This is a genomic window from Brevundimonas sp. LF-1, assembly GCF_037055305.1.
Classification (GTDB): domain Bacteria; phylum Pseudomonadota; class Alphaproteobacteria; order Caulobacterales; family Caulobacteraceae; genus Brevundimonas; species Brevundimonas sanguinis.
Genome location: NZ_CP146349.1, coordinates 1,598,428 through 1,624,549 on the forward strand (window position 1 = coordinate 1,598,428; position 26,122 = coordinate 1,624,549).

Below are 26,122 nucleotides of genomic sequence, written 5' to 3' on the forward strand. Positions count from 1 at the left end.
GCGCTGACGGTTTGCAGCGCCGTCCATTCGGCGCGCGCGGCGGGCGAGCGGACGGTCGCCAGCGTCGAGGCGAACGAACTGGTCGGCATCTATCCTGAGCTCCAGCCTCTGGTGGGCGCCATGAAGGTCGAGATGGCGGGAAACACGGTCGCCGTCCCCTGGGATCAGGCCGCCCGGCCGCGCGTGGCGACCTGGACCGAGGGCGCGGCTGCGTCATCGAGCCGATGGGTTATGCGCCGGGCGCTGCGCCGGAACGCGCCCCGCTGGCGCGCCGGGCCTCGGCCCCGGACCTGCCGACCGCCCGGCCCAAGGGGAACGCCCGCGCGCTGGAGGCCGCCGTCGGACGCGCCTTCGATCAGGGTTTCGGCGAAGGGACCAACACCACCGGCGTGGTGGTGATGCAGGGCGGCAAACGGGTGGCGGAACGCTATGCGACTGACTTCGGCCCGAACACGCCCCAGCGCACCTGGTCGGTGGCCAAGAGCCTGGCCGGAACCGTGATCGGCGCGGCGGTGCAGCGCGGCGATCTGGATGTGAAGGCGCCTGCCGCAATCGCCAACTGGCGCATGCCGGGCGACCCGCGCGCGGCCATCACAGTCGACGCCCTGATGCGGATGTTGTCGGGCCTGACCAGCGACACGGCGGGAAACCGCACTGACGGCCTCTATTTCGGGGGCGTGGCGGTCGATGAGCAGGCGCCCGGCTGGCCGCTGTTGGCGCCGGTGGGGACGGTCTATCGCTACGCCAACAACGACACGCTTCTGGCGACTATGGCGGCGGCTCCGAGCTTCGCCGCCCATCCGCCGGCCGAACTGTTCGACGCCCTGGGCATGACCCACACCTGGGCCGAGACCGACTGGCGCGGGAACTACATCCTGTCAAGCCAGGTCTGGACCACGGCGCGCGATCTGGCGCGTTTCGGTCAACTGTATCTGCAGGATGGGGTGTGGGAGGGGCGGCGCCTCTTGCCCGAGGGGTGGCGTGACTATGTGACCGCTCCGACCGGGCCGCAGCCGCCGACGGGCGACTTCGGCTATGGCGCGACCTTCTGGCTGATGAACCGCTCCGAGGGCGTGCCCGCCGACGCCTTCGCCGCCTTCGGCAACCGGGGTCAGTATGTGGTGATCGTGCCCAGCCGTCAGGTGGTCATCGTGCGGCGCGGGGAAGACCTGGCGGGCAAGCCGTTCGACGTCGCCGCCTTTACACGTGCGGTGCTGGAAAGCCTCGACTGAAGCGCTTGAGGCCCCACGGACTTGAGCCGCGCGCAGGCCTCGCTATAAGAGCCGTCGAAATCCCGACTCTTTTGGAAGACCCCATGGCCGACCAGCACGCTGAAGCGACCGCCCCCCACGTCCACGGGGAAATGAACATCTCGGAACAGGCCTGGACCTGGGCGCTGTTCCTGGGCCTGACCAAGTGGGTCTCGCTGGCCACGGCGGTGGTGATCCTGTTCCTGACGGTGTGGTTCGGCGTGGGCGCTGGCTTCCTCCCGGCCTTTATCGTCTCGGTGGTGGTGTCGGTCGTCGGCTTCTTCATGCTGAAGAGCAAGAAGACCCACTAAGCCCGGTTTCCCGGACGGAAGTGATTGAAAGGCCCGTCGGCGCGTCCGGCGGGCTTTTTGCTTGCGTCCTAGGCGGGTTGGGTGGTCGAAACTTCCGACGTGGGCCGAACGGCTGGCCTAGGCGGCAAGAAAATCGCTCCGCGTCGCAGACGCGCCTTTGACGCCCGCTTCGGCTTCGGCCTAACGTCGGTTCGACCCTGTGGAGTGGGAGGGATTCGCTTGGCCGTCGCCATCGCCGTCACCCGCGAACGCCGTGAAGGCGAAACGCGCTGCGCCGTAACGCCGGAGACGGTGAAGAAGCTTATCGCCCTGGGAGCCACGGTCAGCGTGGAGGCCGGGACGGGCCTGGGCTCCTCCATTCCCGATAACGACTACGCCGAGGCGGGGGCCAGCGTGAAGCCTGACCTGTCGGCGGCGCTGGCCGGGGCTGACGTGCTGCTGAAGGTGCGCGGGCCCACCGCGTCCGAGATCAGCGCCCTGAAACCCGGCGCAGTGGTGGTCAGCCTGCTGAACGCCTGGCGCGACAAGGCGACGGTTGAGGCGTTGAGGGGCGCTCAGGCCACCGCCTTCGCCATGGAGTTCGTGCCGCGCATCACCCGCGCCCAGGTCATGGACGTGCTGTCGTCCCAGGCCAACCTGGCCGGATACCGGGCGGTGATCGAGGCGGCCTACGCCTATGGCAAGGGCTTCCCCATGATGATGACGGCTGCCGGGACGGTGGCCGCCGCCAAGACCTTCGTCATGGGCGCGGGCGTCGCGGGGCTTCAGGCCATCGCCACCGCGCGGCGTCTGGGCGCGGTCGTCACGGCCACTGACGTGCGCCCCGCCGCCAAGGAGCAGGTCGAGAGCCTGGGCGCCTCGTCGCCGTGGAGGATGAAGAGTTCAAGGCGGCCGAGACGGTGGGCGGCTACGCCAAGGCCATGTCCGCCGAATATCAGGCCAAGCAGGCTGATCTGACCGCCGCCCACATCGTCAAGCAGGACGTGGTGATCACCACGGCCCTGATCCCCGGCCGCCCGGCGCCCAAGCTGGTGACGGCGGCGCACGTCGCGTCGATGAAGCCGGGCTCGGTCATCATCGATCTGGCGGTCGAGGCGGGCGGCAACGTCGAAGGCTCCAGGCCGAACGAGGTGGTGACCACGGCCAACGGCGTGAAGATCGTGGGCTGGACCAATCTACCCGGCCGCATCGCGGCGGACGCCAGCGCCCTTTACGCCCGCAACCTGGTCGCCTTCCTGGGGTTGATGATTAAGGACGGCGTCCTGTCGGTCGATCTGGAGGAGGAAATCCTTAAGGCCGCCGTCGTCACCCACGGCGGCGCCGTGGTGCATGAAGGAGTGAGGGGATGATTTCCCTGCTTCTTGCATTAGCGGTCCAGAGCCTCAACGATAGGCAGTTGTGTCGAGCTAAAGGGGCCGCTGGAAGGAGAGTTTCGCTACGTCGAGTCGAGGCATCCAAACGGCACGAACCTTCGATATGGTTTTGTAGTGACGCCGGAGCCTGTCTGCGTGACGGATATGTTTGCGGAGGGATTTCAGGCTCAAATCTCGGGGCGGTGGGTGCAAGTCTCATGGTCGGACGAGCAAATTGGTGATCATCCTCAACCGGGTGACCTAGTTCGAGTTGCTGTAACTGATTGTTTTGAGCCATCTACTGCATGGCATTTGGGCGACATTATCTGCACCAATGCAAAGCTCATTTATCGAGAGCCGATGTAAAGAGTTGATGATGGAACACGTCGATCCCACCGTCTTTCGTCTAGCGATCTTCGTCCTGTCGATCTTCGTCGGCTACTACGTCGTCTGGAGCGTGACGCCAGCCTTGCACACGCCGCTGATGGCCGTGACCAACGCCATTTCCAGCGTCATCATCGTCGGCGGCCTGATCGCAGCGGCGGCGATGAGCGCCCAGGCGGGCGGGCCGAACGGCTGGATCGCCAAGGGCGCGGGCGTGGCCGCCGTAACGCTGGCCAGCGTCAACATCTTCGGCGGCTTCATGGTCACGCGCCGGATGCTGGCCATGTACAAGAAGAAGGAAAGGCCCAAGGCCTCGTGAGTTTGTCCCCCTATATGTTGGCCTTCTACGCCTCCTGGGCCGTCACGGGTCTGGGCGTGGCGCTGTGGATCGTGAGCTGGGTGCGGATCAAGGATCCCATCGGGCGGCTGCGGTTCCAGGACTGCGGCGTGGTCATGGTGTTCGCCGCCGTGCTGACGCGCATCATCATTCAGGATCGCGAGATGACGGTCTTCGACTGGGCGATGATGCTGCTGGGCCCTCTTTTCATTGCGGCGGCGCTGTGGCGTCTGTCGCGCACTCAATCCGTCAAACGCTAACCCAACGAAGAGTATCGCGTGATGAAAGCTTCCCTGATTTCCGCCTTGGTCCTGTCCGCCGCTGTCGCCGCCGCCGGCGCCGCCTCGGCTCAGTCGGACCGCGAAGTGGGCAATAACCCCTATGCGGGCCTGCACTGGTCGGTCGTCGCGCCGCAGGGCGCCAGCTGGGCGCTGGAGTGCGGCTTCACCCCGGTCACGATCCGGGGATTCACATGAACCGCATCAATCACACCGGCTCGGGCCGGATGGCCGGTCGCCTGCCCGGCGACAACGGTCGCTGCAAGGTGACCAAGACCGGCGGCGAAGGCCCCGTCGGCCTGGCGGTGGTCAAGGACGGCGAAGCCAAGGCTGCGGGCACAAACGGCGGCGCGCCCGCCATCGTCAACGTTTTCTGATTCAGGACTGAAAGAGGGGAGGGGGATGAACGCATCCATCGCGGCGCTGGCCTATCTGGCGGCGGGGGTTCTGTTCATCCTCTCTCTCAGGGGCCTATCCAGCCCCGAGACCAGCCGACGGGGCAATACGCTGGGCATGGTCGGCATGGCCCTGGCCGTCGGCGTCACCCTGCTGACGCTGGGGACATCGGGCGCGCTGGACCCGCTCACCTTGGCCCTGATAGCGGGCGGGGTCGTGGTCGGCGGCGGGGCGGGGGCGGTGATCGCCAACCGCGTGCCGATGACGGCCATGCCGCAGCTGGTCGCGGCCTTCCACTCCTCGTCGGCCTGGCGGCCTGTCTGGTGGCGGTGGGCGCCGTCTATGCGCCCGACGCCTTCGGCATCGTCACCGCCAGCGGCGGGATCAAGACTCTGTCCATCGTCGAACTGAGCCTGGGCGTCGCCATCGGAGCCGTCACCTTCACCGGCTCGGTCATCGCCTTCGCCAAGCTGGACGGGCGGATGAGCGGGCGCCGATCCTGCTGCCCGCGCGGCACCTGATCAACATCGGCTTGGCCCTGGCCCTGGTCTTCCTGATCGGCATCCTGATCGGGACGGGCGGGACGGCGGTCTGGGCCTTCTGGGGCGTGTTCGTCCTCAGCCTGATCCTGGGCGCGACCCTGATCATTCCCATCGGCGGCGCCGACATGCCGGTCGTGGTGTCCATGCTGAACTCCTATTCCGGCTGGGCAGCGGCGGCCCTGGGCTTCACGCTGGAGAACATCGCCCTGATCATCACCGGCGCCCTCGTCGGATCGTCGGGCGCGATCCTCAGCTACATCATGTGCAAGGGCATGAACCGCAGTTTCGTCAGCGTCATCCTGGGCGGATTCGGCGCCGAGGCGGGGACGGTCGCGGGGGCGCAGTCGAGACGCGGCCGGTCAAGCAGGGCTCGGCCGAGGACGCGGCCTTCATCCTGAAGAACGCGTCCAAGGTCATCATCGTGCCCGGCTACGGCATGGCCGTGGCCCAGGCCCAGCACGCGCTTCGCGAAATGGCCGACATCCTCAAGGAAGAGGGCGTCGAGGTGAAATACGCCATCCACCCCGTCGCCGGCCGGATGCCGGGTCACATGAACGTCCTTCTGGCCGAGGCAAACGTCCCCTATGACGAGGTGTTCGAGCTGGAGGACATCAACAGCGAGTTCGCCTCGGCCGACGTGGCCTTCGTCATCGGCGCCAACGACGTGACCAACCCCGCGGCCAAGACCGACCCCCAGTCGCCCATCTACGGCATGCCGGTTCTGGACGTGGAGAAGGCGGGCACGGTCCTGTTCATAAAGCGCTCGATGGGCAGCGGCTATGCAGGCGTCGAGAACGAGCTCTTCTTCCGCGACAACACCATGATGCTGTTCGCCGACGCCAAGAAGATGGTCGAGGGGATCGTGAAGGCGCTCTGAGGTCGCGTCCGCATCATCGCGATCGGCGCCGCCTAAATCCGCCTATCGCGGCTGTTCAGGCGATGATGCAGGCGGCGGTTCGTCGTCGGCGGGGCAGGCGCCATAGGCCTCATTATAGGGGCGGCTAAAACAGGCGATGAAGCCGTCCAGCACCCCGAGATTGGCAGGCCACTTCAACTCCAACCCGTACTGGGCTTTGAAGCGCCGGGCGGCGTCGTCAAAATCGGGCGGTTTGGGCAGGGCGGCCAGCCGCTCTCTGGCGGCGAGCAGGCCGGCGCGGTCCTGATGCAGGAAGGCGATGGTCCCCAGCGCATAGTCAGCAAAGCCGCTGCGGGCCATGTCCGGGTTCACCCCGGCCATCATCAGCCGTGTGGCCGCCTGCGTCTGGCCCAGCCCCGCGCGCAGCTGTCCCTCGTGCCAATAGTTGGTGTGGAGTTCGCCTGGGGTCAGTTCGCCCCAGCGCGTCTTCCGATAATCGGCCAGCAGGTCGGCGGCGATTTCGGCGCACTCCGGCTTTTCGCCAAGAGGGCGCCAGCCGCCGTCCAGATCCTGATCAAAGTCCGCAGGCGACAGCGCCAGAAGCGCGGCGCGGTCATGGACGCATGTGTCAGCAGCTGCGCCGGGATCGGCCTGGGCGATCGCCAGGGACATCAGAGCCGTCAACATTTCAAACTCCCCCGAGTGGTGGATCATGAAAACGACGTTCTGCGGCTGAAATATGTCTGGCGCGCACGGCATTGGCGAGGGGGCGAACGGCGCCATCTAGCGCTGCTGGCGAACATTGGGGGCGGGCGACGAGGCGTGGATTTCACGGTCGAGGAAGTCATCGGCAATCTGGGCCTGCAAGCCTTGGACGACGGCGTCTGGGAGCGCGCGATGGCGGCTGCGGGCGGCGCGGAGCCTTGCACCGTGGTCAGCGCCTATCGCCTGCTGACGCCGGAGGCTTCGCACGACTGGCGCGCGGTGGAAGTCGAGGAGCTTTGGACCGTCTATATGGGGGCGGCGCTGGAGGTCGAGCTGGCGACGGAGGCGGGCGTGCGGTTGGAAACTCTGGCGGCCGGATCGGGCCGCTGGCTCACGGTTCCTGAAGGCGGCTGGATTCGGACGCGGGCGATCGGCGGATGGTGTCTGGCGGGGCGGATCGGACCGGTGCAGGGTGACTGCCTGTCCTGAAGCGGAGGCCGGGAATGAGCGAACCTAAGACCAAGCCGACCGACGCCTCGGTCGAGGATTTCCTGGCGTCGGTCGAACCCGCCCGGCGACGGGAGGAGGCCCGCACGGTCTGCGCCCTGATGCAGGCGGTCACCGGGGATGCGCCGGTGATGTGGGGGCCGTCCATCGTCGGTTTCGGCCGCTACACCTACGTCAACAGCACGAACAAGCCGGCGGATTGGCCGCGCATCGGCTTTTCTCCGCGCAAGGCGGCGCTGACGCTCTACATCATGCCCGGCTTTCAGACCCAGGCGGCGCTTCTGGGCCGTCTGGGGCCGCACACGACCAGCGTCTCTTGCCTGTATATCAAGCGGCTGGATCAGGTGGACATGGCGGCGCTGCGGACGCTGTGCGAATGGTCTTTCGAAGAGATGAAACGCCGCTATCCCTGATTGGCTTGCCCGAGCGAGCGAAGGGCCTATAGCGGATTCATGCGCACCTTTCTGATCGCCGCCTCCGCCCTGCTGTCCGCCTGCGCCCTGGCGCCGCTGGCCGCCGCCCAAACGCCGGTACAGCCGGTCGACCTGCTGCTGACTTCGGCCACGGTGGTGGACGTCGAGAAGGGGACGACCACGCGGGATCAGCTGGTGGCCGTGCGCGGCGGCGACATCGTGGCTGTGGGCCCTGAGGGCGAGGCGGGCCGTTATCAGGCCGCGCGGACGCAGGATCTGGGCGACCGCTATGTCATGCCGGGGCTGTGGGACATGCACGTCCACTTCGGCGGCGGCGAGGCGCTGATCGAGGAGAACGCCGAGCTGATGCCGCTGTTCGTCGTCAACGGCGTGGTCGCGGTGCGCGACGCGGCGGGCGATCTGGCGCAGCAGGTGCTGGACTGGCGCGACGCGCCGCCGACGGCCGACGCCCCGCGGATCTTCACTTCTGGGCCCAAGATCGAGGGCGTCGCCCCCGTCTGGAAGGGCGTGATCGAGACCGGCAGCGAGGCGGACGTGGACGCGGCCCTGGACCGGCTGCAGGCCCTGCGCGTCGACTTCGTCAAGATCACCGACAACACCCTGACGCCCGAGCTTTTCCTCTACGCCGTGCGCGAGGCGAAGAAGCGGGGCATGAAGACCTCGGCCCACATTCCCGCCAGCATCACCGTGCTGGAGGCCGCCGAGGCAGGCCTGTCGTCGATCGAGCACCTCGACTACGCCATGAAGGCGGGCTCGCGCGATGAGGCGGCCATCGCGGCCGATTATCTGGCGGGCAAATACACCTATGCCCAGACCATGCGGCGCTACGCCGACACCTTCGACGTGGAGACGGCGAAGCGGGTCTATGCGCGGCTGAGGGAGCTGGGCACGGCGGTGTCGCCGACCCTCTACGGCTCGACCACCCTGGCCAATCTGGATCTGGACGACCACTCGCACGACGAGGGTCTGGCCTATGTCGGGCCGGGCATCCGGGCGACCTATGACTGGCGCATCCAGCGCGCCGCCCAGGCCACGCCGCAGCAGGTCGAGGATCGCCACTTCGTTAAGGACGTGACCGCACGCACCCTGCCCATGCTGCGCGACGCGGGCGTGACCATCCTGACCGGGACGGACGCGGGCTTCCTCAACTCGTTCAACTATCCGGGCTTCTCGCTGCACGATGAGCTGGAGCTGTATGTGAAGCTTGGTCTGACCCCGCGCGAGGCCCTGATGGGTTCGGTCGTGGACGGGCCGCGCTTCCTGAATCAGGGCGAACGCTACGGCGCGGTGGCGGCGGGCAAGTCGGCCGACCTGCTGGTGCTGGAGGCTGATCCCCTGAAGGACGTCAGCGCCACCCGGGGCGCCGAGGCCGTGGTGCTGCGCGGCCGCCTGATCGATGCGGCCGAACTGGAGCGGATGCGGGCCGAAATCCGCGCTCGGGTCGCGGCGCGCAACGCCAGCTTCACGCCATCGCCGGCGTCCTGATCGCAGCTGGCGCTCAGGCCGCCATGCGCCAGTCTGAGCGGGCGTTGAAGGGCGGAGTGTGGAACTCGTCCCACAAGGCGTCTTCGTTGGTGTAGCGGCTCGTCGAGGCGCTGATCACGTCGACGACCTGTTCCTCCTGACGGTCCCAGATGACGGCGAGATCGCTCTCCGTTTCGCACGGCACGATCATGTAGCGGTCGGCGAAGGTCTTCTTGGCGGGCTTTTGAACGGTCGGGGTGCGGGCGAAGGCCATGTCGTGATCTCCTGAAGCGAATGCCTCTTGCTGATGATGAGAGGATGCGACAGCATTGCGCCAGTTTCGGACGTATCGCTGTGGAGAAGTTTTTGCGGCACGACAAGGCGGCCATGGTCATCGACCTGGCGCGGGGCATGGCGGCCAGCGCGGAGGGGCTGACGCTGAATGAAATGGCGGCCCAGCTGAACGTCGGGCGCCGCACGGCCGAGCGGATGCGCGACGCCGTGCTGATGCTGTTTCCCCAGGTCGAGGAGGTGTCGGATCCGCCGACCAAGCGCTGGCGCATCCGCGGCGGGCTTTCGGCTTTCGAACAGGCGCCAACGGCGACCGAGATGCTGGAGCTGACCAAGGCGGCGGCCGCCCTGCGCGCCGCGGGCGAACCGGCGCGGGCGGCGGCGCTGGAAAGCTTGGAGCGCAAGGTGAAGGCGGCGATGCGCTCGACCACATTGAACCGCATGGCGCCGGATCTGGAGGCTCTGGTCCGGGCCGAGACCATCGCCGTCCAGGCCGGGCCGCGCCCCAGCGCCGACGAGACGGTGCTGGCCGAGATCGCGGCGCGGTGCTGGCCGAGCGGCCGCTGAACTTCATCTACGCCCGGCCCGGCGCTGAGGCGCGCACCCGGACCATGACGCCGTGCGGCCTTATGTTCGGGCGGGCCAACTATCTGGTGGCGGCGGACCGCGAAAGCGGGCGCATCCAGACCTTCCGCCTGGACCGGATGAGCGCGGTCGAGGCGGGCGAGGGCACGGCGCGGCCGCCCGCGGACTTCGACCTGGGCGCCTTCGCCAGCCAGTCCTTCGGCATCTATCAGGACGAGATTGAGGAGGTGGCCCTGCGCATCTCGCCCGAGGGCGCCGCCGAGGCGCGCGGCTGGCGCTGGCACCCGACCCAGACCATCGAGGATCAGGCCGACGGATCGGTCGTGGTGCGGTTCCGCGCCTCGGGGATGCGCGAACTGGCCTGGCACCTGTTCACCTGGGGCGAGCAGGCGACGATCGTGGGGCCGGATCGGCTGAAGGCGGTGATGGGCGAAGCGCTGGCGGCGGCGGGCCGCGCCCTCGAACGGGCGTAAAGCTGAGCAAAGCGTAAGGTGACGGGCTTAAGGCTTGGCCTCTAGCTTTCACCCGTCACACTCGGGTCAAGCCGAGGATGACGAAGAGTGAGGGCGAGAGGGTCGGGAGAGTGAACATGCAGAACGGGAGCCGTGCGTGCGTCTGAAAATCCTGGCCACGGGGGCTGCCGCAGCCGCCCTCCTGCTGACCGCCTGCGCCGCCGCGCCCGCGCCCGGCCCATGGAACGTCGAGGCGGCGCCGCAGGTGACGGTGACGCGGGCCGACGGGCGGCTGACGGTCGACTACCACTTCAACCGCGACGCCGTGGTCTGGGCGTTCATGGACTCGGCCCTGATCGACGAGGTTCGCGAGCCGTGGCGGCCGCGCCAGTGGACGGTCGAGACGCCCGGCGTGGTGATGGAGCGGCGCGGCCACTACGACATCATCCGCAGCGCAAACGGCGGTCCCGTGCCGCGCCATGTCCGTTTCAGCGTCACGCCTCAGGCGGTCGAGCTGGAGGCGGAATACAAGACTCTGGTCTTCTCGGACGGGGCGGTGGCCTTGCCGACGCGGCAGATGGACGTCTTCGCCCTGGGCTCGCCCGAGGCGGCGGCGGCGGTTCCGGCCGATCTGAACGGGGTCAATCTGGATGGCGGACCCTCACGCGTGACCTGGCGCGACCTGGACGGCCCGGTGCTGTTCAACGGCGAGCGTCACGCCGAACTGACGACGACGGGCGAGCGGTCTTATGTTCTGCTGGGTCAGGCGCGGGTGACCCCGGGCGAAGGGCTGACCACGGTCATGGACCCGAACCTACCGCCGTGGATCGGCGAGAAGATCCGCGACTTCGCCCCGCGCGTGGGCCAGTTCTACATGCAGCGGCTGGGGCGCCCTGGCGCGGGCGGCGACAAGCCGGTCGTCATGGTGTCGTGGAACGGCCCGACCGAGCGGATGACCAGCATGGGCGGCAGCGTCCTGCCCGGCCTGATCGTCATGTCGTTCGAGGGGACGGGCGTGACCCGTCCGACGGCGGAGATGGAGACGGTGTCCCGTTGGTTCATCGCCCATGAGAGCGCCCACTTCTGGCTGGGCCAGGCGGTGCGCTATGAATTCGCCCGCGACGCGTGGATCACCGAGGGCGGGGCCGACCTGATGGCTGTGCGGGCGCTGAAGGCGCTGGACCCGGCCTATGACGACCGCAAGGCGTTGCAGGAAGAGGTCGACGACTGCGTGACCCTGAGCCAGGGGCGCGGCGTCGCCGGAGCGGCGGAGCGGGGCGAGCACCGCGCCTATTACGCCTGCGGCGCCGTCTTCGCCATGACGGCCGAGGGGGCGCAGAAACGGCGCGACGGCGGCGACTGGTTCGGCTTCCTGCGCCCCCTGCTGGACGCCAACCGCAGGGATGGAGTGCTGTCCCGCGACGAATGGCTGAACGCCCTGACGCGCGCGTCGGGCGATCCGACGCTGGCGGCCGACATCGGGCGCATGCTGGATCAGGGGGCAGCCGATCCGGCGGCCGAGATCGCCGATCTGTTCCGCCGCGCGGGCGTGCCGCATCGGGTTGAAGGCGGGCGGATCGTTCTGAAGACCTGAGGGGACGAATTGATCAGGCTCAAGGCGCGGAAGGGCGGTTTGTGCGTTGATGGGGCGTGTCCTGAAACAGGAGGCCGCCATGCCCTGGGCCAGTCTGATCGTTTACGTCGATGACGAAGCCGATAACCCTGCTCGCCTGATCGAGGCCTGCGCCCTCGCCGGCGCGCACGGGGCCCGACTGATCGGGGTGTCCGCTTGCGCACCGGAGACGCCGGTGGCCGACGCCTATGGCGCGGGCATATTGCTGGGCGAGGTGATGGCGGCCCAGCAGGCGCGCAACGAAACCACGCTGAAATCGGCCGAGCAGCGTTTCCGCGCCGCCGTCGAGGCGGCGGGGATCGAAGGCGAATGGCGGGGCGATGTGGGCGATCCCACGGCTCTGACCCTGCGCCACCTGCGGGCGGCGGATGCGGCTCTGGTCGGGCGCGATGCGGGCGGGGTCAGCGCGTGGCGTGCGCCGCATCCGGCGGATCTGGCCATGCGAGCCGGCCGGCCGGTCGTGGTGCTGCCGCCCAGTCCGATCCGATCGATAGTGGATGCTCCGGCGCTGCTGGCCTGGATCGACACGCGCGAGAGCCGACTGGCGGCGCAGGCGGCCCTGCCGCTGCTGAAGCGCGCCGACAGCGTGCGGGTGGTCGAACTGTGCGACCCCGAAGATATCGACGGGGCGCGGATCAGGACGCAGGACGTTGTCCGGTGGCTGGCCGGGCATGGCGTCGCCGCCGAGCCCGACGCCCGCGCCCACGACGACCGCTCTGGCGGGCGGCGCCTGATCGACTGCGCCGAGGAAATGGGCGCCGGGCTGATCGTGGCCGGGGCCTGGGGCCATGCGCGGATGCGGCAATGGATCTTCGGCGGGGTGACGCAGACCCTGCTGACCGAAGCGCCAGTGGCGCTGATGCTCGCGCACTAATCCTTCTCCCCTCGTGGGAGAAGGTGGCGGCCGCAGGCCGACGGATGAGGGGTGTTTGCGCCTGCACTGGCCGTTGATGCTCGTCTCGTAGAAACGGCCGGCCGCCGCATCGACACCTCATCCGGTCCTTGCGGACCACCTTCTCCCACAAGGGGAGAAGGAAAATTATGCGAACGGATACGGGCTCACCGACTTCGACCAGTCGTCGACCGTCAGCGCTCGCCCGACCGGCGGGGCGGCGCGTTCGGCGCAGGGGTGGCGTTCGCACAGGCGGCAGGCGGGGCCGATGGGCGTGACCTCCGGCTTCTGAAGGTCCAGACCGCGCGCATAGATCAGGCGGTGGGCGTGTTTCAGTTCGCAGCCCAGGCCGATGGCCAGGTCGTGGCCCTCGGTGAAGGCGTCCTGGCCCTGACGGTCGACGGTGCGGGCCAGGGTGAACCAGCGACCGCCGTCCGGCGTCTCGATGATCTGGGTGACGATGCGGCCCGGCGTTCGGAAGGCCGAGTGCAGCCGCCAGCGCGGGCAGGCGCCGCCGAAGCGCGAGAAGGGAAAGGCGCCCGAGGCGTATCGCTTGGACACGTTCCCCGCCTGATCGACCCGCATCAGGAAGAAGGGCACGCCCCGCGCCGTCGGCCGCGACAGGGTGGTCAGCCGGTGCGCCGCCTGCTCGAAACCGACGCCGAAGCGAGCCTGCAGCCGGGACAGGTCATAGCCGGTTTCCTCGGCCGCGCGCTGGAAGGCGCCGTAGGGCATCAGCACGGCGGCGGCCAGGGTGTTGGTCAGCGAGGTTTTCAGCAGGTTGCGCGTCGGGGCGTCAGGGGCGTTCGCCGCCTCGGTCAGGGCCTGAAGTTCAGGCCCATGCTCCATCAGGGCCAACTGGTTGGCGACGGCGAAGGCGCGCGACGACGGGCCCAGCGCGTCGGACAGCAGCAGCCGCCCCCGGTGCGGGTCGAAGCGACGGGTCCACTCGACCATGACCTCGGCGGGCAGGGTGCGGACCGTCAGGCTGTGGCGCGCGAACAGGCGCGCGCGGGCCAGAGCTTCAAAGCCATCGTCGGGGCCGGGGGCCTCGGCGCGCAGGGCCTCGTGCAAGGCTTCGCCCAGGGCGTCGAGCCTCGGGAAAGTGGTTGTGGCGGGCCTGGACGTATTCGCGCACCCATTCGGACGGGCTGTCCGTCGGAGCTGCTCCGCCGCCCGCCTCGATCTCGGCCCGGTCGCGCACGCGGCGGTCGGAGAAGGCGCGATAGAGGCGCAGGATGGCGTCGGCAGCGGCGGGCTGATCCTCGGCCAGTTGCATGATCTCGTGACGCGGCACGGCCAGCCCCTGAAACAGGGGATCGGCGAAGACTTCGGACAGTTCCGCCTCAGACGCCGGGCCGCCCGACTGGCCGAGGTTGCGCAGGTCGACGTCGTAGGTTTCGGCCAGACGCAGCAGCAGCTGGGCCGAGACGGGGCGCTGGTTGCGCTCGATATGGTTCAGATAGGAGGGCGAGACGCCCAGGTCCGCCGCCATCGCTGTCTGCGACAGGCCAAGGTCGCGCCGCAGCCGCTTGAGGCGGCCGCCGAGGAACAGCTTGCGATCAGCGGCGGCGTTCATGGCGCGATCATGTCACATAATGACTTACTAGCAAGTGTCATTATGTGACCGTTTGACTTTAATAACGCTCCTAATGCTGTGTCATTCGTGACGGGTGCGTGTTCAGGTCTTCGGGACGGCGGCTGCGGCCGCGCCTTATCGAGACCGAGACGAACATGACGACCTTCGCCGATCTGGTTCCTTCGCCCGCCGGCCGTTTCGACGGCATTGAGCGCCCTTACTCGCCGGAGGACGTTCTGCGTCTGCGCGGCTCGGTGCCGGTCACCCATACGCTGGCCGAACGCGGCGCCAACCGTTTGTGGGAGCTGCTGCACAGCGAGCCCTACATCAACGCCCTGGGCGCCGTGACCGGCAACCAGGCGATGCAGATGGTCCGGGCGGGTCTGAAGGCCATCTATCTGTCGGGCTGGCAGGTCGCGGCCGACGCCAATACGGCCGGGGCCATGTATCCGGACCAGTCGCTGTATCCGGCCAACGCCGCGCCGGACCTGTGCCGCCGCATCAACCGCACCCTGCAACGCGCCGACCAGATCGAGCACGCCGAGGGCGGCGCCAAGCGCGACTGGTTCGCCCCCATCGTCGCCGATGCCGAGGCCGGCTTCGGCGGGCCGCTGAACAGCTTCGAGATCATGAAGGCCTTCATCGAGGCGGGCGCGGCGGGCGTCCACTTCGAAGACCAGCTGGCGTCCGAAAAGAAGTGCGGCCACCTGGGCGGCAAGGTGCTGATCCCGACCCAGGCGCACGAACGCAACCTGATCGCCGCGCGCCTGGCCGCCGACGTCTGCGGCGCCCCGACCCTGACGGTGGCGCGCACGGATGCGGAATCGGCCCAGCTGATCACCTCGGACATCGACGAGCGGGACCACCCCTTCATCGACCGCGAGAACCGCACGCCGGAGGGCTTCTATCGCCTGAAGCCGGGCACAGGCCTGGACCACTGCATCGCGCGCGGCCTGTCGTATGCGAAATACGCCGACCTGCTGTGGTGGGAGACCTCGCACCCCGATCTGGACGACGCCAAGACGTTCGCCGAGGCGATCCAGAAGGAGCATCCCGGCAAGCTGATGGCCTACAACTGCTCGCCCTCGTTTAATTGGGAGGCCAAGCTGGACAAGGACACCATCGCCAAGTTCCAGCGCGAACTGGGGGCCATGGGATACAAGTTCCAGTTCGTCACCCTGGCGGGCTTCCATAGCCTGAACAACGGGATGTTCGAGCTGGCCTCGGGCTATCGCGATCGCGGCATGGCGGCCTATTCGGAGCTGCAACAGCGCGAGTTCGCCAATGAGGCGACCGGCTACACCGCCACGCGCCACCAGCGCGAGGTCGGCACCGGCTATTTCGACGATGTCGCCACGGTCATCTCTTCCGGCCAGTCCTCGACCACGGCCCTGAAGGACTCGACCGAAACCGCCCAGTTCCACGCCGCCTGAGTTCCAGACTTCACAGGAAAGGAAACCCTATGGAACCGCTGAGCAGACCACAGGCCATCATCGACTTCTGTCTGGCTCCGCTGGGGCTCGACGGATCAGGCGAGGGCGAGCGAGAGGCGCGCCGCCGTCTGGAGCACGTCATCAGGACGTTCCAGTCCAAGGCCGCCCGGCCGCTGAGCGTGGACTTCTCGTCCATGCCCAGCCAGGTCATCAATGAAGCGGCGCACGGCTACGAATAGCCGCTGTCGCTATTGAATGTAGGCGATCTCAGGCCGCGGCTTCCGCGGCCTGAGGCGTTTGCGCGGTCAGCTCGGCGACCGTGGAAAGCAGCGTCTCGACGCTGAACGGCTTGGCCATATGCCGGTCGGCGCCGGCGACCAGAGCCTGCTCCAGATGTTCCGGCAAGGCGTTGGCGGTCAGCATGACGATGGGCGTGGGCGTAAGGCCAAGGATCGCCTCATGCAGCCTGATTTCACGCACGGCGGTCACGCCGTCCATGACGGGCATCTGCATGTCCATCAGCACCAGATCGAAGGTCTGGGCCCTATAGGTCTCGACCGCTTCGGCGCCGTTCTCGACGGAGACCAGGTCGACTAGGGACGGGTCGAGGATCAGTTCGACCACCCTGCGGTTCGTGGGGTGATCATCGGCGGCGAGGATGCGCAGGCGGCGCGGGGCCGGGTCGCAAGCGTGCGGCTCGCAGGCCTGCGGCAGGGAGGCGGGCGCGGCGGTATCGGGCGCGGAAACCTCGCGCCACGGCAGGGTCAGGATGAAGGCGGCGCCCGCGCCCGGTTCGCTCTCGCAGTCCAGGTCGCCGCCCATCATGGCCGCCAGATCGCGCGAAATCGCCAGCCCCAGGCCTGAACCGCCGTAGTGGCGGGTGATGTCGCCGTCGGCCTGTTCAAAGCGGTTGAACAGGCGATCGCGAGTAGGGGCGTCAAAGCCGATGCCGGTGTCCTGCACGACGAAGCGCAGGGTCTGAGGCCCCTGCGCCGGGGCGGCGTCGACGGTCAGGCTGACGAAGCCGGAGGTTGTGAATTTGACCGCATTGGAGACCAGATTGGTCAGCACCTGTTTCAGTCGAACGGGGTCTCCCATGACCCAGGCGCAGGCTTCGGGCGCCACCTCGACGATGAACTGCAGGCCCTTGTCGCGCGCGGCGGCGGCGTAGAGCAGGGCGGCTTCTTCGACGACGCGGGCCAGATCAAAGGCTTCCTCCTTCAGGTCCAGCCGTCCGGACTCGATCCGGGCGAGGTCCAGAATGTCGCTGAGCAGGGTCTGCAGGGTGCGGCTGGACGACTGGATCAGGTCCAGCATCTCATGCTGGGCGGCGCTCAGTTCCGTTCGCGCCAGCGCCTGAGCCACGCCGATGACGCCGTTCAGGGGCGTGCGGATCTCGTGGCTCATATTGGCCAGGAAGCGGCTCTTGGCGCGGTTGGCGGTCTCGGCGGCGTCGCGCGCCTCGGCCAGGGCTTCGGCGCTGCGGATCATGTCGGTGATGTCCGAACAGACGGTGACCAGGCCGCCGCCGGTGGTGCGACGGTCCTGGACGCGCAGCCAGCGATCGCCGACCTGGAGCTCGCGCGGGCCCTGTGGATTGCGGCGTTGGGCCAGTCGTTCTGCGGCCCAATCGCGTTCGCGGCCGACAGCCTCGGGATAGACGCCCGCCTTCAGGCCGATGTCGAGAAGTTCTTCAAACGAGACGCCGACTTTCAAGGCGCTGGTTAGATGCGGGCTGATATCCAGATACCGCTGGTTCCAGATTTGCAGCCGGTCGTCGGCGTCATAGACGCCCAGGCCGTCGGGCATGGCGTGAATCGCCTCCAGCACCTGCCCCAGGACGCTGCGGCGCGACCACCACATCATGCCGGTCAGGAAGGCGGCGATCAGCACCGTCAGGCCGACGCCGATCATCGTCCACAGGCCGATGAGCCGGGCCGAGGCGGCGGCTTCGGGCAGCAGCACGCCGGGCGCCGGGGTGACGGCGGCTGCGCTTATGCCGACGAAATGCAGCCAGCAGACGCCCAGCGCCGCAATGCCGGTTCCGCCCGCCAGCGCCCGCCAGTCGCGCCATGAGCGCAGGAAGGCGATGGAGGCGAAAATGGCGACCCCGCCGGCGACGGCCGCTATCGCCAGAGGCAGGTTCCAGACAATGACGGCGCCGGACAGGCGCACGGCGTCCATGCCCACGAAATGCATGGCCGCGACGCCGAAACCTGCGGTCACCGCTGGAAGGAGGCCGCCCGGCGCTCTGCGTCCCAAGTTGACTATTGAACGGTGGCGGGGACCCAGGGCTGCGAAACCGAGGCTGATGCTGGCGCCCAGAGCCAGGACGATGACGGCCAGCGACAACAGGGTTTCGGCCGGGTCATAGCGCACCGGCACGCCGGCGTCATAGGCCTGCATGGCGATGAAATGGGTGCTCCACACTCCCAGCCCGCCTACCAGCGGAGCCGCCGCCATGTAGGGCAGGCGCGAGCGCCGCGCCACGCGACGCGCCCGGTCGGCCAGCACGAAGGCGGTCGCCAGACTGAACAGGCAGACCAGTATGGCGACCGGGAGCAGGCGCCAGTCGTGATCATTGACGAGGCAACTGATGACGGTCCTCATGGCCTGTGTTCCGCTTGCTCCGAAAACTGTTGAAAAATCCGCCGTAAATCCGTGAAGAAACGCCGTTAGTGTCGTTTGACGTCGTGCGACTCGGCGCCCCAAGTCCAGCAGCCTAACGTCGGTCTGCTGAAGAATGAGATAACGTCGATCACCATGCCTTATGAGCATCCGCCATCCCCCGTAGCCCCTACGGCGACGTCCCGGCTCTGGACGGCGGGCGCCAGCGGCGGCGTGGCGGTCCTGGTCATGGCGGTGCTGGCGGTGATGAAGCCGGAATTGGCCGGGTGGCTGGCGGCGGGCGCGGCGGCGGTGATTCTGGCGACCTGGCTGGTCAACCGGACGCCCCCGGCGCCGGTGGATATTTCCGAGCTGGACGGCGGCTCCGTGGACCTGGGGCCGGATGCGGCTTTGCTGGGCGATGTGTTCGAAGCGCTGGACGATCCTCTGTTCATCATCAGCGGCGGCGAGGCGGACGATATCGCCGGGCGCCGCATCGCCCTGGCCAATGCTGCGGCGCGTGATCTGTTTCGGCTGGGCGGGACCGGCGCGGGGCTGCTGGTCTCGGTAATCCGCGAACCGCGCGTTCTGGAAGCGGTGGATGAAGCCCTGTTCGAGGGTGTGGCGGGGGCGGTGGAATATGTCGGCGGCGGCGCTCAGGAACGGCACTGGCGCGCCCTGATCCGGCCGCTTCCCGCGCGCGAGGCGAACGACTGGGGCGGCGGGGCCCTGGCTCTGCTGGCGCTGCGCGACGAGACCGACGTGCGGCGCATGGAGAAGATGCGCGTCGACTTTCTGGCCAACGCCAGCCACGAGCTGCGCACGCCCCTGGCCTCGCTGTCAGGCTTCATCGAGACGCTGAAGGGCCACGCCAAGGACGACCCCAAGGCGCGCGACAAATTCCTCGACATCATGGCGGTGCAGGCCGACCGGATGCGGCGTTTGGTGGCCGACCTGCTGTCTCTGAGCCGGATCGAACTGAACGAACACATCGCGCCGCTGGGCCGGGTCAATCTGGCGCGGGCGACGGCTGACGTGGTCGATGCGGTCAGCGTCATCTCGCGCGAGCGCCAAGTGACGATCAAGGCGGAACTGCCGCACGGCGGCTCCGCCGTGACCGGCGACCGGGACGAGATCGCCCAGGTGGTGCAGAACCTGATCGACAACGCCCTTAAGTACTCCAGCGCTGGCGGAACCATAGAGGTCGGCATCGAGATCGACCGCACGCTGGACGAGGCCATGTCGAGCCGGATGGCCGAGGGCAACCGCCTGTCGCTGGCCACGCCGGACCGCGAGGCCGGGCAGCGCTACGCCGTGGTCACCGTACGCGATCACGGGCCAGGGATGGCGCGCGAGCATCTGCCGCGCCTGACCGAGCGCTTCTATCGTGTCGAGGGACAGAAGAGCGGCGATCGTCAGGGCACGGGCCTGGGCCTGGCCATTGTCCGGCACATCATCATTCGTCACCGAGGCGGCCTGTCTGTGGACAGCGCGCCCGGACAGGGGCTATCTTTGCCGCCTGTTTCCCGCTGGCTCCGACCTCTGAAAGCTGACGGAAGCGAAGGAAATCCGGGCGTTTGCGGATTCACCGTTACAGGACTGCGACATGACAGACCTGCGCCGTAACATAACTGTCATCCAGCCGTCTTAATCCGCTGACGTATCGCAGGCAGTTTCCCGGCCGAAACGCACCGCGCCCGGCGCGTTTGTCGATTCCTGCGCTGATCGGACCGGATGATCTGGATTTTCCTGCTGCTGCTGATCGCCTTCGTCGTCATGGCCTATGTGGCCGGGCGGGCGCTGGCCGTGCGTCGGAGCCGAGGCGCGAAGTCGCATTCGCGGCCGGGCCAACACGGACTTTACGCCCTGATCTGGGTCGGGGCGCCGGCGCTGGCCATGCTGATCGCCGCCTCGGTCTTCTCGACCTCGATCGAGCAGCAGATGATGCGGGCGGGCGCGCCGGACAGCGTCGCTCAGCTTGAGCCCTTCCGCCGCGAGGCCTTCTTCGCCGACGCCCGCCTGGTCGGGGCGGGGCAGGAGGCGCGCCAGATCTGGCCCGCGCCCTACGCCGAGGAGCTGCCGGCCGAGGGCCGTCGCGCCCACCGCATCGCCTCGACCCTGAGCTGGGGCGGGGGCGTCGCCGCCCTGATCGCCGCCGTGTTGGGCGGCCTGTTCGTCTTCACCCGCATCCGCCCGGACCTGCGCGCGCGCAACAAGGTCGAGGGCTGGATCACCGGCGTCCTGTTCGCCTGTTCGGCGGTGGCGGTGCTGACGACGCTGGGCATCATCTTCTCGCTGGTGATCGATTCGCTGCGTTTCTTCAGCATGGTGCCGATCACCGAGTTCCTGTTCGGGACCAAGTGGAGCCCGCAGATCGCCATTCGCGCCGATCAGGTCGGATCGTCGGGCGCCTTCGGGGCCGTGCCCCTGTTCGCAGGCACCTTCCTGATCATGCTGATCGCGATGGCGGTGGCGGCGCCGATCGGCCTGTTCTCGGCCGTCTATCTGTCGGAGTATTCGGGGCGTAAGACCCGCGCCCTGGTCAAGCCTGCGCTTGAGGTTCTGGCGGGCGTGCCGACCGTGGTCTACGGCTTCTTCGCCGCCCTGACCGTGGGACCGGCTCTGCGCGTTTTCTTCAACGGGATTGGCGACCTGCTGATCGGCGGGCCGTTGAACGGCCTCGGCGTCTACCTGTCGCTGGTGCAGAACCAGATGGCTCTGGTGGCGGGGGCGGTCATGGGGATCATGCTGATCCCCTTCGTCAGCTCCCTGTCCGACGACATCCTGAACGCCGTGCCGCAGTCCCTGCGCGACGGGTCCTACGCCATGGGCGCCACCAAGTCCGAGACGGTCAAGAAGGTGCTGCTACCTGCCGCCCTGCCGGGCATCGCCGGGGCCCTGCTGCTGGCCGTGTCGCGCGCCATCGGCGAGACCATGATCGTGACCATGGCCGCTGGCCTGGCCGCCAATCTGACCTTGAACCCGCTGGAGACGGTCACCACCGTCACCGTCCAGATCGTCACCCTGCTGACCGGCGACCAGGAGTTCAACAGTCCCAAGACGCTGGCCGCCTTCGGTCTGGGCCTGACGCTGTTCGTCGTCACCCTGCTGCTGAACATCGTCGCCATGCGTATCGTGCAAGCCTACCGGGAACAGTATGACTGACGCGGCTTCCCCCATGACCGGCGTCAGCCCGCGCACCCAGCGCCTGAAGGCCCGCCTGCGCGCCCGCTATGCGCGCGAGACGCGCTTCCGCTGGTACGGCCGTGCGGCCATCGGCGTGGCCCTGGCCTTCCTGGTGATCCTGCTCGGCAGCATCGTCACCCAGGGCTACACCGCCTTCTACGCCCACACCGTGACCCTGCCGGTCTATATGGATCCGGCGCGCATCGACCGTTCCTATCCTCAAGGCCAATTCCGAGCAGATCGTCGCCGAGCAGCAGATCCGCCGCCTGGGCGTTCAGGACGACGATCAGGGGACCAGAGCCTCGGCCATGAAGGCCCTGCTGTCCTCAGAACTGAAGTTCCAGGCCGCCAAGATGATCGCGCGCCAGCCCAGCCTGCTGGGCCAGACCGTGCCGGTCGCCGCCCCGCTGTCCGACGACGCCGAGATGTATCTGAAGGGCAAGATCACCCGCGATCAGCCCGAGGACCAGCGCCGCGTCTCCGATGCGCAGATGGACTGGCTGGACAAGATGAAGGCCTCGGGCGCCATCCGCGCACACTTCAACGCGGCCCTGTTCACCAAGGGCGACTCCACCCAGCCGGAACTGGCGGGCCTGCTGGGCGCCGTGGTCGGTTCGGCCCTGATGCTGATGGTGACGGCCCTGATCGCCATTCCGGTCGGCGTCGGCGCCGCCGTCTGGCTGGAGGAATATTCGCCGCGCAACCGCATCACGGCGATCATCGAGGTCAACATCAACAATCTGGCCGCCGTGCCGTCCATCGTCTACGGCCTGCTGGGTCTGGCGCTGTTCATCAACTTCCTGCACCTGCCGAGGGCCAGTCCGCTGGTCGGGGGTCTGGTGCTGGCGCTGATGGCTCTGCCGACCATCATCATCGCCACCCGTTCGTCGCTGAAGGCGGTGCCGCCGTCGATCCGCGAAGCGGCCCTGGCCATGGGCGCCAGCCGCACCCAGACGGTGTTCGGCCACGTCCTGCCGCTGGCCATGCCCGGCGTGATGACCGGCGCGATCATCTCCATGGCCCACGCGCTGGGCGAGACGGCGCCGCTGTTGTTGATCGGCATGATCAGCTTCGTGCCGGGCGTGCCGCACGCCATCGACGAGCCCGTCGGCGCTCTGCCGTCGCTGATCTACATCTGGGAGAACGCCTCCGAGCGCGCCTTCCACGAGCGGACGGCGGCCGCCATCCTTGTCCTTCTCGCCTTCATGATCGTCATGAACGCCGCCGCAGTCCTGCTGCGCCGTCGCTTCGAACGCCGGTGGTAAATCCTATGAAGTCCCCCATCATCCGCGCTCCCGAAGGCGCCTCGAACGGCGGCGCCTCCGAGCCCGCCACCCTGACGACCGCGCCGACGGTCGGCGCCCACGCCTCGGCGCCGCTGGGGCCCATCAAGATCGCCGCGCGCGACGTCAGCGTCTTCTACGGCGACAAGCAGGCTCTGTTCGACGTCTCGCTGGACATCCCGGACAAGACGGTGACGGCGCTTATCGGGCCGTCGGGTTGCGGCAAGTCGACCTTCCTGCGGACGATGAACCGCATGAACGACACCATCCCTGGCGCCCGCGTGACCGGCCGCATCGAGATGGACGGCGGCGATATCAATGACCGCAAGATCGATCCGGTGCTGCTGCGCGCCCAGGTCGGCATGGTGTTCCAGAAGCCGAACCCCTTCCCCAAGACCATCTATGAAAACGTCGCCTACGGGCCCAAGATTCATGGTCTGGCCTCGTCCAAGGCCGAGATGGACGAGATCGTGCAGAAGGCGCTGAAGCGCGCGGGTCTGTGGGACGAGGTCGCCGATCGTCTGCACTCGCCGGGCACCGGCCTGTCGGGCGGCCAGCAGCAGCGCCTGGTCATCGCCCGCGCCATCGCGGTCGAGCCCGAAGTCATCCTGATGGACGAGCCCTGCTCGGCGCTGGACCCGATCGCCACGGCCAAGATCGAGGAGCTGATCGACGAACTGCGCGAACGCTACTGCATCGTCATCGTCACCCACTCGATGGCGCAGGCGGCCCGCGTGTCGCAGCGCACGGCCTTCTTCCACATGGGCAAGCTGGTCGAGACCGGCGACACCGAAGAGATCTTCACCAACCCGCGCGAGCGGCGCACGCTCGACTACATCACCGGCCGCTTCGGCTGAGGACGCCACGATGAACCAGCATACGGTCAAGGCTTACGGCGACGAACTGAACCAGCTAACGGCCGAGGTGGTCCGCATGGGCGGCCTGGCCGAGGCCCAGGTGGCGGACGCCATCGAATCCGTCGCCCGCCGCGACGTGGCTCTGGCCAGGGCGGTGGTCGAGCGCGACAGCCGCCTGGACGCCCTGCATCGCGACATCGAGAAGAAGGCGATCCGCCTGATCGCCCTGCGTCAGCCGGTCGCCAGCGACCTGCGCCGCACCCTGGGGGCGATGAAGCTGGCCTCGGACCTGGAGCGGACCGGCGATCTGGCCAAGAACATCGCCAAGCGGGCGCTGATCCTGGCCGAGGCCGAGCCGATGCAGCCGCTGACCCGCTCCATCGAGCGCATGGGGCGGCTGGTGTCGAACCGCCTGCGCGACGTGCTGGACGCCTATACGGCCTCGGAGATCGAGCGCGCCCTGTCGGTCTGGCAGACCGACGACGAGGTGGACGAGCACTACAACGCCCTGTTCCGCGAACTGCTCACCTACATGATGGGCGACCCGCGCACGATCACGGCCTGCACCCACCTGCTGTTCATGGCCAAGAACCTGGAGCGGATCGGCGACCACGCGACCAATATCGCCGAGACGGTCCACTATGAGATCACCGGCGAGGAAATGCTGGGCGAACGGCCCAAGGCCGTGCCCGGTCCCGGCGAAGAACCGACGCCGACCCCGCATCTGTCTGCGTCTCCCGACGCGGCGGACGACTGATCCCCCTACATCGCTGACGACTTCGACGAACCGGAGAGGCTGACGTGCAACCCTATATCCTGGTGATGGAAGACGAGGACGCCCTGGCTACCCTGCTTCAGTATAATCTGGAGAAGGAAGGCTATGACGTGGCCGTCGCCTCGGACGGCGAGGAGGGGATGCTGCAGGTCGAGGAGCGCACCCCCGACCTGATCCTGCTGGATTGGATGCTGCCCAAGCTGTCGGGCATTGAGGTCTGCCGCCGCATTCGCGGCCGGGCCGAGACGCGCAACCTGCCGATCATAATGCTGACCGCGCGCGGCGAAGAGACGGACCGCGTGCGCGGCCTGGACACCGGCGCCGACGACTACATGACCAAGCCCTTCTCGATGACGGAGCTGACCGCGCGCATTCGCGCCGTGCTGCGCCGCATCCGTCCGGGCCTGGCCGACGATCGGGTCAACCACGCCGACATCATCATGGACCGCGTCGCCCACCGCGTCAGCCGTGCGGGTCGCGAGGTGCACCTGGGGCCGACGGAGTTCCGCCTCTTGGATCACTTCCTGAAACATCCGGGCCGGGTGTTCAGCCGTGAGCAGCTTCTGGATGCGGTCTGGGGCTCGGACGTCTATGTCGAGGCCCGCACGGTGGACGTCCACGTCGGCCGCCTGCGCAAGGCGCTGAACGTCGAAGGCACGGTCAACCCGATCCGCACCGTGCGCTCGGCGGGCTATTCGCTGGATCTGAATAACTGACCCGAGCCCTCTTCCTCCCCGGGACGGGGAGGGAAAGACGTGGCGCTTCCGTCAGCCGATGATCTCTTCCGGGTCGATGTCATAAACGGCCGAGCAATATTCGCACGTCACGCGGATCTTGCCGTCGTCCTCGACCATCTCGGCGCGTTCTTCCGTCGGGAAGGATTGCAGCACGGTGGCGATACGGTCCTTCGAGCAGCGGCAGACCGCGGCCAGCGCCTTGGCGCCTTCCAGCCGCACGCCGTCCTCGTGGAACAAGCGATACAGCAGGGTCTCGGCGCTGATGGTCGGGTCGATCAACTCGTCGTCGCCCAGGGTGGCGAACAGGGCGCGGGTGCGCTCCCACACCTCCTCGGTCGAGCCGCGCGATTCGTCGCCGGCGATGACCTGGATCATGGCCCCGCCGGCGCGCCAGGACCGGCCCTGATCCGTCTCGACCTCGCCGACGGCCAGGCGCACCTTGGTCGGCACCTGCTCGGACTGGGAGAAGTAGTGTTCGGCGCACAGCGACAGGCTTTCGCCCTCGATGGGGGTCACGCCTTGGGTGCGTTCAAAGTCGGCGCCGCGATCCACCGTCATGATGAAGACGCCGCCGCCCAACAGGGTCTTGGCGCCCGGACGTGCGAAGCCTTCGGCGGCCTTGGCCACCTCTTCAGGATCGAAGCGGCAGAAGCCGCGCAGATGCCCGTCGGTGCCGTAGTCGGCCACGACATAGCGCACCGGGCCGTCGCCCTGGGCCTGAACGATCAGGCGGCCGTCGAACTTCAGCGCCGAGCCGACGATGGCCGCCAGCACGCAGGCCTCGCCCAGCAGGGCGGCGACCGGTTCCGGATAGGCGTGGGCCGACAGCACCTTGTCGATCGCCTCGCCCAGGCGGACCAGGCGGCCGCGCACCGGCCAGCCTTCGATCTGGAAGGCGGCGGCGAAGTCGTCCGTGGGGGCGGCGATGGGGGCGTCGGGCGCGTGATCGGTCACGGCGAAAATCCTGCAAACTGTCGGAAGCGGCGCAACATAGGG

22 protein-coding genes and 5 pseudogenes are annotated in these 26,122 nt (G+C 68.0%); 22 read left to right on the plus strand and 5 right to left on the minus strand.

The window, feature by feature from the left end; translation table 11 throughout:
* The first annotated feature begins 224 nt into the window (after nucleotides 1–224).
* The 8 genes and pseudogenes from V8F63_RS08785 (at nucleotide 225) to V8F63_RS08820 (ending at nucleotide 5,727) form a co-directional block, all read left to right on the plus strand.
* A complete protein-coding gene (locus V8F63_RS08785; protein WP_392352884.1) occupies nucleotides 225–1,232 on the plus strand; it encodes a serine hydrolase in 1,008 nt (335 codons plus the stop codon).
* 83 nt (nucleotides 1,233–1,315) lie between these two features.
* Entirely contained in the window at nucleotides 1,316–1,561 is a 246-nt protein-coding gene (locus V8F63_RS08790) for an aa3-type cytochrome c oxidase subunit IV (protein WP_278070620.1), read from the plus strand.
* Between the two features lie 219 nt (nucleotides 1,562–1,780).
* Nucleotides 1,781–2,910 (plus strand): annotated as a pseudogene (locus V8F63_RS08795) (Re/Si-specific NAD(P)(+) transhydrogenase subunit alpha).
* A 379-nt stretch (nucleotides 2,911–3,289) separates the two neighbouring features.
* A complete protein-coding gene (locus V8F63_RS08800; RefSeq protein WP_253119494.1) occupies nucleotides 3,290–3,616 on the plus strand; it encodes an NAD(P) transhydrogenase subunit alpha in 327 nt (108 codons plus the stop codon).
* Nucleotides 3,613–3,894, plus strand: a complete 282-nt coding sequence (locus V8F63_RS08805; protein ID WP_312445604.1) for a hypothetical protein — start codon at nucleotides 3,613–3,615, stop codon at nucleotides 3,892–3,894. Before V8F63_RS08800 ends, V8F63_RS08805 begins: the two co-directional genes overlap by 4 nt.
* Before the next feature lie 18 nt (nucleotides 3,895–3,912).
* Nucleotides 3,913–4,110 carry a hypothetical protein gene (locus V8F63_RS08810; RefSeq protein ID WP_392352885.1) on the plus strand — a complete coding sequence of 66 codons (198 nt, stop codon included), beginning with the start codon at nucleotides 3,913–3,915 and terminating at the stop codon, nucleotides 4,108–4,110.
* On the plus strand, nucleotides 4,107–4,289 hold the full coding sequence (locus tag V8F63_RS08815) for a hypothetical protein (RefSeq protein WP_392352886.1): 183 nt from the start codon (nucleotides 4,107–4,109) through the stop codon (nucleotides 4,287–4,289). Before V8F63_RS08810 ends, V8F63_RS08815 begins: the two co-directional genes overlap by 4 nt.
* A 25-nt stretch (nucleotides 4,290–4,314) precedes the next feature.
* Nucleotides 4,315–5,727, plus strand: a pseudogene (locus V8F63_RS08820) (NAD(P)(+) transhydrogenase (Re/Si-specific) subunit beta).
* Nucleotides 5,728–5,769: 42 nt separating this feature from the next.
* Here the strand turns inward: V8F63_RS08820 and V8F63_RS08825 are convergent.
* Nucleotides 5,770–6,393 (minus strand): hypothetical protein, encoded by a 624-nt coding sequence (locus V8F63_RS08825; RefSeq protein WP_392352887.1) that lies wholly within the window; start codon nucleotides 6,391–6,393, stop codon nucleotides 5,770–5,772.
* Between the two features lie 135 nt (nucleotides 6,394–6,528).
* Here V8F63_RS08825 and V8F63_RS08830 point away from each other — a divergent pair, with 135 nt between their 5' ends.
* The 3 genes from V8F63_RS08830 to V8F63_RS08840 are packed head-to-tail and all read left to right on the plus strand — an operon-like array spanning nucleotide 6,529 to nucleotide 8,837.
* Nucleotides 6,529–6,900 carry a cupin domain-containing protein gene (locus V8F63_RS08830; RefSeq protein WP_392352888.1) on the plus strand — a complete coding sequence of 124 codons (372 nt, stop codon included), beginning with the start codon at nucleotides 6,529–6,531 and terminating at the stop codon, nucleotides 6,898–6,900.
* A gap of 14 nt (nucleotides 6,901–6,914) precedes the next feature.
* Nucleotides 6,915–7,331, plus strand: a complete 417-nt coding sequence (locus V8F63_RS08835; RefSeq protein ID WP_392352889.1) for a DUF1801 domain-containing protein — start codon at nucleotides 6,915–6,917, stop codon at nucleotides 7,329–7,331.
* Nucleotides 7,332–7,370: 39 nt separating this feature from the next.
* Nucleotides 7,371–8,837, plus strand: coding sequence for an amidohydrolase family protein (locus tag V8F63_RS08840; protein ID WP_392352890.1), 1,467 nt, complete (start codon nucleotides 7,371–7,373; stop codon nucleotides 8,835–8,837).
* Nucleotides 8,838–8,850: 13 nt separating this feature from the next.
* On the opposite strand, the gene V8F63_RS08845 is transcribed toward V8F63_RS08840, so the two are convergent.
* Nucleotides 8,851–9,090, minus strand: coding sequence for a hypothetical protein (locus V8F63_RS08845; protein ID WP_025978313.1), 240 nt, complete (start codon nucleotides 9,088–9,090; stop codon nucleotides 8,851–8,853).
* 113 nt (nucleotides 9,091–9,203) lie between these two features.
* On the opposite strand from V8F63_RS08845, the pseudogene V8F63_RS08850 reads away from it, so the two are divergent.
* The 3 genes and pseudogenes from V8F63_RS08850 (at nucleotide 9,204) to V8F63_RS08860 (ending at nucleotide 12,651) form a co-directional block, all read left to right on the plus strand.
* Nucleotides 9,204–10,165 (plus strand): annotated as a pseudogene (locus V8F63_RS08850) (WYL domain-containing protein).
* A 136-nt stretch (nucleotides 10,166–10,301) separates the two neighbouring features.
* Nucleotides 10,302–11,738 (plus strand): hypothetical protein, encoded by a 1,437-nt coding sequence (locus tag V8F63_RS08855; RefSeq protein WP_392352891.1) that lies wholly within the window; start codon nucleotides 10,302–10,304, stop codon nucleotides 11,736–11,738.
* Nucleotides 11,739–11,817: 79 nt separating this feature from the next.
* Complete coding sequence (locus V8F63_RS08860) at nucleotides 11,818–12,651, plus strand: universal stress protein (RefSeq protein WP_392352892.1); 834 nt, start codon at nucleotides 11,818–11,820, stop codon at nucleotides 12,649–12,651.
* A 165-nt stretch (nucleotides 12,652–12,816) separates the two neighbouring features.
* On the opposite strand, the pseudogene V8F63_RS08865 reads toward V8F63_RS08860, so the two are convergent.
* Nucleotides 12,817–14,248: pseudogene (locus V8F63_RS08865) on the minus strand (short-chain fatty acyl-CoA regulator family protein).
* A gap of 155 nt (nucleotides 14,249–14,403) precedes the next feature.
* Between V8F63_RS08865 and aceA the strand changes: the two are divergent.
* Nucleotides 14,404–15,681, plus strand: a complete 1,278-nt coding sequence (aceA, locus tag V8F63_RS08870; RefSeq protein WP_392352893.1) for an isocitrate lyase — start codon at nucleotides 14,404–14,406, stop codon at nucleotides 15,679–15,681.
* 29 nt (nucleotides 15,682–15,710) lie between these two features.
* Nucleotides 15,711–15,920 (plus strand): hypothetical protein, encoded by a 210-nt coding sequence (locus V8F63_RS08875; RefSeq protein WP_024353321.1) that lies wholly within the window; start codon nucleotides 15,711–15,713, stop codon nucleotides 15,918–15,920.
* Nucleotides 15,921–15,948: 28 nt separating this feature from the next.
* Here V8F63_RS08875 and V8F63_RS08880 read toward each other — a convergent pair whose 3' ends face one another.
* Nucleotides 15,949–18,291, minus strand: coding sequence for an ATP-binding protein (locus V8F63_RS08880; protein WP_392352894.1), 2,343 nt, complete (start codon nucleotides 18,289–18,291; stop codon nucleotides 15,949–15,951).
* Between the two features lie 231 nt (nucleotides 18,292–18,522).
* Here V8F63_RS08880 and V8F63_RS08885 point away from each other — a divergent pair, with 231 nt between their 5' ends.
* The 6 genes and pseudogenes from V8F63_RS08885 (at nucleotide 18,523) to phoB (ending at nucleotide 25,105) form a co-directional block, all read left to right on the plus strand.
* Complete coding sequence (locus V8F63_RS08885) at nucleotides 18,523–19,914, plus strand: ATP-binding protein (RefSeq protein WP_392352895.1); 1,392 nt, start codon at nucleotides 18,523–18,525, stop codon at nucleotides 19,912–19,914.
* Nucleotides 19,915–20,022: 108 nt separating this feature from the next.
* A complete protein-coding gene (gene pstC / locus V8F63_RS08890; protein ID WP_134580139.1) occupies nucleotides 20,023–21,453 on the plus strand; it encodes a phosphate ABC transporter permease subunit PstC in 1,431 nt (476 codons plus the stop codon).
* A pseudogene (gene pstA / locus V8F63_RS08895) lies at nucleotides 21,446–22,739 on the plus strand (phosphate ABC transporter permease PstA). Before pstC ends, pstA begins: the two are co-directional and overlap by 8 nt.
* Before the next feature lie 5 nt (nucleotides 22,740–22,744).
* Nucleotides 22,745–23,614 (plus strand): phosphate ABC transporter ATP-binding protein PstB, encoded by an 870-nt coding sequence (pstB, locus tag V8F63_RS08900; protein ID WP_392352896.1) that lies wholly within the window; start codon nucleotides 22,745–22,747, stop codon nucleotides 23,612–23,614.
* 10 nt (nucleotides 23,615–23,624) lie between these two features.
* A complete protein-coding gene (gene phoU, locus V8F63_RS08905; protein ID WP_025978167.1) occupies nucleotides 23,625–24,371 on the plus strand; it encodes a phosphate signaling complex protein PhoU in 747 nt (248 codons plus the stop codon).
* A gap of 44 nt (nucleotides 24,372–24,415) precedes the next feature.
* Complete coding sequence (gene phoB / locus V8F63_RS08910; protein ID WP_025978168.1) at nucleotides 24,416–25,105, plus strand: phosphate regulon transcriptional regulator PhoB; 690 nt, start codon at nucleotides 24,416–24,418, stop codon at nucleotides 25,103–25,105.
* A 51-nt stretch (nucleotides 25,106–25,156) separates the two neighbouring features.
* Here the strand turns inward: phoB and V8F63_RS08915 are convergent, their stop codons facing one another.
* Complete coding sequence (locus V8F63_RS08915; RefSeq protein ID WP_134580142.1) at nucleotides 25,157–26,080, minus strand: Hsp33 family molecular chaperone; 924 nt, start codon at nucleotides 26,078–26,080, stop codon at nucleotides 25,157–25,159.
* Nucleotides 26,081–26,122 lie beyond the last annotated feature (42 nt).

Bases quoted from the DNA above. Each gene is read 5' to 3' on its own strand.
- V8F63_RS08785 (WP_392352884.1), top strand. From the start codon at position 225: ATGGGTTATGCGCCGGGCGCTGCGCCGGAACGCGCCCCGCTGGCGCGC.
- V8F63_RS08800 (WP_253119494.1), top strand. From the start codon at position 3,290: ATGGAACACGTCGATCCCACCGTCTTTCGTCTAGCGATCTTCGTCCTG.
- V8F63_RS08840 (WP_392352890.1), top strand. From the start codon at position 7,371: ATGCGCACCTTTCTGATCGCCGCCTCCGCCCTGCTGTCCGCCTGCGCC.
- V8F63_RS08815 (WP_392352886.1), top strand. From the start codon at position 4,107: ATGAACCGCATCAATCACACCGGCTCGGGCCGGATGGCCGGTCGCCTG.
- V8F63_RS08845 (WP_025978313.1), bottom strand. From the start codon at position 9,090: ATGGCCTTCGCCCGCACCCCGACCGTTCAAAAGCCCGCCAAGAAGACC.
- pstB (WP_392352896.1), top strand. From the start codon at position 22,745: ATGAAGTCCCCCATCATCCGCGCTCCCGAAGGCGCCTCGAACGGCGGC.
- phoU (WP_025978167.1), top strand. From the start codon at position 23,625: ATGAACCAGCATACGGTCAAGGCTTACGGCGACGAACTGAACCAGCTA.
- V8F63_RS08835 (WP_392352889.1), top strand. From the start codon at position 6,915: ATGAGCGAACCTAAGACCAAGCCGACCGACGCCTCGGTCGAGGATTTC.
- aceA (WP_392352893.1), top strand. From the start codon at position 14,404: ATGACGACCTTCGCCGATCTGGTTCCTTCGCCCGCCGGCCGTTTCGAC.
- V8F63_RS08790 (WP_278070620.1), top strand. From the start codon at position 1,316: ATGGCCGACCAGCACGCTGAAGCGACCGCCCCCCACGTCCACGGGGAA.
- V8F63_RS08860 (WP_392352892.1), top strand. From the start codon at position 11,818: ATGCCCTGGGCCAGTCTGATCGTTTACGTCGATGACGAAGCCGATAAC.
- V8F63_RS08825 (WP_392352887.1), bottom strand. From the start codon at position 6,393: ATGTTGACGGCTCTGATGTCCCTGGCGATCGCCCAGGCCGATCCCGGC.
- V8F63_RS08875 (WP_024353321.1), top strand. From the start codon at position 15,711: ATGGAACCGCTGAGCAGACCACAGGCCATCATCGACTTCTGTCTGGCT.
- V8F63_RS08880 (WP_392352894.1), bottom strand. From the start codon at position 18,291: ATGAGGACCGTCATCAGTTGCCTCGTCAATGATCACGACTGGCGCCTG.
- pstC (WP_134580139.1), top strand. From the start codon at position 20,023: ATGATCTGGATTTTCCTGCTGCTGCTGATCGCCTTCGTCGTCATGGCC.